The following is a 2,638-nucleotide window of genomic DNA, read 5'->3' as shown; positions in this document are numbered from 1 at the left end:
GCCTTCGGCCCATTCGTCGTTTTGTTCGGCGAGGACGGCTCCGACCAGGCGGATGATGGCCTGGCGGTTGGGGAAGAAGACCTGGTCCGTGTCCACCATCAACTCGATTCTGTGCAACGAAAAATACAAGGGCGACGCCCTGCTACAGAAAACCTTCACCGTGGACTTCCTATCCAAAACCACCAAAAGCAACGAAGGAGAAATACCCCAGTACTACGTGACCGGCAACCACGAGCCCATCATCGCCCCAGCCGTATGGGACCAAGTCCAGCACGAACTAGCCAGGCGCTCTGGCAGGTCACGCTCCTTTAGCCACCCGTTCGCCTCGAAAATCGAGTGCGGGTGCTGTGGGGGATGGTACGGGCCGAAAACCTGGCACGCTGGCAGCCGCTACGAGCGGCGCATCTGGCGGTGCAACCGCAAATACGATCCCGCCCGGCGACCAGCCATGCGCAACCAAGCACGTAACCGAAGACGAGCTGATTGCCGCGTTCGAGCAGGCCCCCAGTCAGCTCGCACCACCGCCCAGCCCCGAGGTACTCGAAGCTGCCCTCGACCAGCTCGGTAATCCTCACGCACTCGAGGCCAAGCTCGCCCAGGCGATCACCGCACGCGACGCAGTGGTGGACGAAATCAACGCCCTCATCCGCTCTGCAGCCAACACCGACTTCAACCCTGACGCCTTCGAGGCTGACCATGCCAGGCTTGAAGCCGACTACCAGCACCACCTCGACACAGTCGAGTCCCTCGAAAAACAACTACACGAACTCGAGGCCAAACGCGCGGCCATCACCGCGTTCCACCAATACCGCAGTGAGAACCCCGCAATTAGCTACACGCCCGAAGCCTGGCGAGCCCTCGTTGACCATGCCACCATCCACCCTGACGGAACAATCGCTATCGCGTTCAACGACGGATGAGTCTGTAGTTCGGCTGCACCCCCTTGGCCCCAGGTGTATATGACCTCGGGCTTCCCTATCTTCGCAGTCAATCTGCCTTAACGCCCATCATCATGTATGCCATCCAGGTCTACCGTCGATATCCTCCTCACAATTGGAACCAGTGACATTTCTGCAGGGTTGACAAACAGAGAAAGTATGAGTATGTTTATAAACATGCCCACAAAGAATATTTACGTCTCAGAAGCAGATATGGAACTATTTGAACGAGCTGCGCAGCATGCGGAAAGTGTTTCAGCGGCTGTCGTCCAAGCGCTTCAGGACTATTTGACCAACCGACATAACACTGAAAAAGGTTACGGAAGAATAGAACTAGCACTCTACGAAAACGGCTCGCGGAGGAAGGTGATGTTTTACGGCCGAGAGATAGTCCGTGTTGAACGCCCGGCGGATGGCGGCGTCCAAATTAATACAATTTACGAAACAGCAAAAGGGCAGCTCGCTGTTGCAACAAAAATCCGCAGGCTTTTACCTGATGAGGCTAAAGGGAACTACCGAATCTGGGATCATCCTGAGACCTGGTCGCGAGAGTTCTGGTTAATAGGTGACAAAACGCTAGAGGTATATCCAGATATTGCACAGCTGGAGTTGGCGGATGCGTACTTGGCTGAGCAATGTAAATCCGCGCTTTCAGCAAAACCCTACGAGGTATTGGATATTTAACATGCAAGGAATTGAAAATGGCGGCCCCCTCCTTTTGAAACTGGACACGCGGTCACCTGACAGGGCATCGCTTAGTCAGTCGGCTGCGCGGCTCGGCCAGCGACAGGACTTGCTCGGCCGCTGACGGCGAACCGAGTGAGGCACTTGAGGGAGGGCGCCGTGAGGTTGCTCGTCACCTCGGTACATCGGACAAAGTGCGTCATTACTTCCGGGTTATCGGGGAAAATCACCAAAGCATCCCCCATTCAGACGTACTTTGTCCGCGAAAGCCGCGGACACACGGAGGCCAATATAGAACCCGGGTAGACCAGACACAGAAATGCCCGCGAGCGCGGGGCTCGCGGGCATAAAGCGTCCGAAGCCTGGCGAGCCCTCGTTGACCATGCCACCATCCACCCTGACGGAACAATCGCTATCGCGTTCAACGACGGCACGAGCCTGTAGAACGAACGTATCTACAGCCTCAGGTACATGTGACCTGAGGCTTCGTCGTTCTCGCTAATGTCTTGCACCCACCCGCCCTCAGCCTGCACCCACCCCGGGTTTTGTATCCATCGTGACCACCTTTGGTCCACAAGCCTTCTACCCTACGGTAGGAGGCTTTTTATTTTGAGTTAGGTTGAGCGGGTAGAGGCGGTATGTTCCTTGCTCCTGCAGGGAACCCGTCCTCGCTCCGCTTCGGACACCCTGATGTCGCGACGGAACATACCGGCCTCTCCCCATGCCCTTTCTCTTCTCCCTTCCCTGTGGTGCGAGGTAGGGTGCGGATTGTGCGGCCGGGAATGAACCGCGGGCTGCTCGGCTTGGGAAGAGTGTACGCGGAAGCGGGGGGGGGGAATACTGGAGTGAGGTACCGCAGACAGCTCGCCGGAATATGCGGGTTAATAGCCGGGTGCGGTGGAGGTTCCGTAGGGGCGTCTGGGTGCCTACCCGTGGGCTTGCAATGAAAGGATTCTTTGTAGCGCATGCGAGCGCGGTGCCGCTACACCTTCCTGAAGCGACATCAGGGTGCCCGA

The 2,638-nt window shown here is 57.2% G+C and carries 2 protein-coding genes and 2 pseudogenes; 3 read left to right on the top strand and 1 reads right to left on the bottom strand.

Features of this window, described 5'->3' with window-relative positions:
- Nucleotides 1-90: pseudogene (locus tag HMPREF2765_RS09165) on the bottom strand (transposase); the annotation flags it as partial.
- Here HMPREF2765_RS09165 and HMPREF2765_RS09340 point away from each other — a divergent pair.
- The 3 genes and pseudogenes from HMPREF2765_RS09340 to HMPREF2765_RS02725 form a co-directional block, all read left to right on the top strand.
- Nucleotides 53-229: pseudogene (locus tag HMPREF2765_RS09340) on the top strand (hypothetical protein); the annotation flags it as partial. The pseudogenes HMPREF2765_RS09165 and HMPREF2765_RS09340 overlap by 38 nt on opposite strands.
- 118 nt (nucleotides 230-347) lie before the next feature.
- Nucleotides 348-920, top strand: coding sequence for a hypothetical protein (locus HMPREF2765_RS09300; RefSeq protein ID WP_049342888.1), 573 nt, complete (start codon nucleotides 348-350; stop codon nucleotides 918-920).
- 183 nt (nucleotides 921-1,103) lie between these two features.
- Complete coding sequence (locus HMPREF2765_RS02725; protein ID WP_204372029.1) at nucleotides 1,104-1,622, top strand: EXLDI protein; 519 nt, start codon at nucleotides 1,104-1,106, stop codon at nucleotides 1,620-1,622.
- The last annotated feature ends 1,016 nt before the right edge of the window (nucleotides 1,623-2,638 follow it).

It is taken from the genome of Rothia sp. HMSC062H08 (assembly GCF_001810775.1).
In the GTDB taxonomy this organism is placed as follows: Bacteria; Actinomycetota; Actinomycetes; order Actinomycetales; family Micrococcaceae; genus Rothia.
Note: the sequence above shows the minus strand (reverse complement) of the source record. Positions and strands in the feature narration are given on the sequence as shown.

Excerpts from the sequence above, each read along its gene's own strand:
- HMPREF2765_RS02725 (WP_204372029.1), top strand. The coding sequence starts at position 1,104 with ATGTTTATAAACATGCCCACAAAGAATATTTACGTCTCAGAAGCAGAT.